The sequence below is a fragment of the Streptomyces sp. NPDC059679 genome, from assembly GCF_042734105.1.
Lineage (GTDB): Bacteria > Actinomycetota > Actinomycetes > Streptomycetales > Streptomycetaceae > Streptomyces.
On record NZ_JBHWES010000188.1, the window covers coordinates 1 to 2,059 of the forward strand.

The window sequence follows — 2,059 nt, forward strand, 5'->3', positions numbered from 1 at the left end:
CTGGCCTCGCTGGCGGAGGTCTTCGTCCGTGGTGGCGCCGTCGACTGGGCGAGTGTGTTCGCGGACACCGGCGCCCACCGCGTCGACCTGCCCACGTACGCCTTCCAGCGACAGCGCTACTGGCCCTCCGAGTCCACGCAGGCAGGCGATGTGACCGCCGCCGGTCTGGTATCCCCGGAGCATCCGCTGCTCGGCGCCGCCGTGGAACTGGCGGACTCCGAGGGCCTGCTGTTCACCGGCAGTCTGTCGCTGCGGTCGCATCCGTGGCTGGCGGATCACGCCGTGGGCGGGGTGGTGCTCTTCCCGGGCACCGGCTTTCTGGAGCTGGCGATCCGCGCCGGCGACCAGGTCGGCTGCGACCTGGTCGATGAACTCACACTCGCCGCCCCCCTGGTGGTGCCGGAGCGCGACGCGGTCGCGGTCCAGCTGCGGGTGGGGGCGCCCGATCCCTCCGGCCACCGCAGCCTCAGCGTGTACTCACGGCCCGCGGACGCGGCCGAGCAGCCGTGGTTGCAGCACGCCACCGGTGTGCTGGCGCACGGTGAGCGGACGGCTGACTTCGACGCCACCGTATGGCCGCCCACCGGCGCGGTCGTCGCCGACATGGAAGGTTTCTATGAGCGGTTCGCCGAGGGCGGCGTCAGCTACGGCCCGGTGTTCCAGGGGCTGCGCGCGGTGTGGCGGACCGAGGACGAGGTGTTCGCCGAGGTCGCGCTGCCGGAGCAGGTGAACGACGCCAAGTCGTACGGAATCCATCCGGCATTGCTGGACGCGGCGCTGCACGCCGTATCGTTCGCCGACCTCCCGGGGGCGGACCCGGAGTCGGAGCGGGGCCGGCTGCTGTTCTCGCTGAGCGGTGTCTCCTTGCACGCCAACGGGGCGTCCGTGCTGCGGGTGCGGCTGGCCCACGACGCCGCCGGGTCGCTGACCCTGGCAGCGGCCGACTCGGCTGGTGCGCCCGTCGTCTCGGTCGAGTCGGTGGCGATCCGGCCGGTGTCCGCGGAGCAACTGGCCGCCGGGAACACCGCGGGCCACGCCCACGATTCGCTCTATCGGCTGGACTGGGTGGCGGCCCCGGCCGCCTCGCAGTCCGCAGACGGGCCGGAGACGGTCGAGCTGTCCACGGACGCGCTCGCGCACCTGACGTCGCTGGAAGCGGTGCCGGACGTGGTCATGGTCGAGGTCGGCGCGCTCGGCGCCACCGGCCCCGTAGGAGGACACACCGAGGCTTCGGACAGGGAGGGCTCGACGCACCACGTGACGGCCCGGGTGCTGGAGCTGGTCCAGCACTGGGCGGCCGACGAGCGGTACGCGCACTCCCGCCTGGTGTTCATCACGCGCGGCGCCATCGCGGCGAGGAACGGCGACACCGTGGCGGATCCGGGCGCCGCAGCCGTATGGGGCCTGCTGCGCTCGGCGCAGACGGAGTACCCGGGACACTTCCTCCTGGCCGACCTCGAGGACCGGCAGCAGGCCGCCGAGGTGCTGGCCGACGTTATCGCGTCCGGTGAGCCCCAGGTCGTGGTCCGGGACGGCGTCGTACTCGTCGGCCGGCTGGCCTCCGTCGCCTCGTCCGCCGGGCTGCTGCCCCCGCCCGGCGGGGTGCCGTGGCGGCTGGAGAGTCGGCGCAAGGGCAGCCTGGACGCCCTCGAACTGATCACCGAAGCGCCCCAGAAGCAGCTTGCCACCGGTCAGGTACGGATGGCCGTACACGCCGCCGGACTCAACTTCCGCGATGTGCTGGGCGCACTGGACATGTACCCGGGCGACCCCGGCCTGATGGGCAGCGAGGCCGCTGGTGTGATCGTCGAGACCGGCACCGAGGTGACCGGACTCCGGGTCGGGGACAGGGTCCTCGGTGTCGTGGCCGGCGGCTTCGGCCCGCTCGCGGCCGTCGATCAGCGCATGCTCGTCAAGGTCCCTGATGGGTGGTCGTTGGAGGATGCCGCGGCGGTGCCGGTGGCGTTCCTCACCGCGTATTACGGGTTGGTGGATTTGGCGGGGTTGTCGTCGGGTGAGTCGGTGCTGGTGCATGCGGGTGCCGGTGGTGTGGGGATGG

The 2,059-nt window shown here is 72.5% G+C and carries 1 protein-coding gene; it reads left to right on the forward strand.

The genetic code is table 11. The features are described 5' to 3' along the window. On the forward strand, positions 1 to 2,059 hold a 2,059-nt coding region (locus ACFV2X_RS55550; RefSeq protein ID WP_385631959.1), incomplete at both ends, for a polyketide synthase dehydratase domain-containing protein.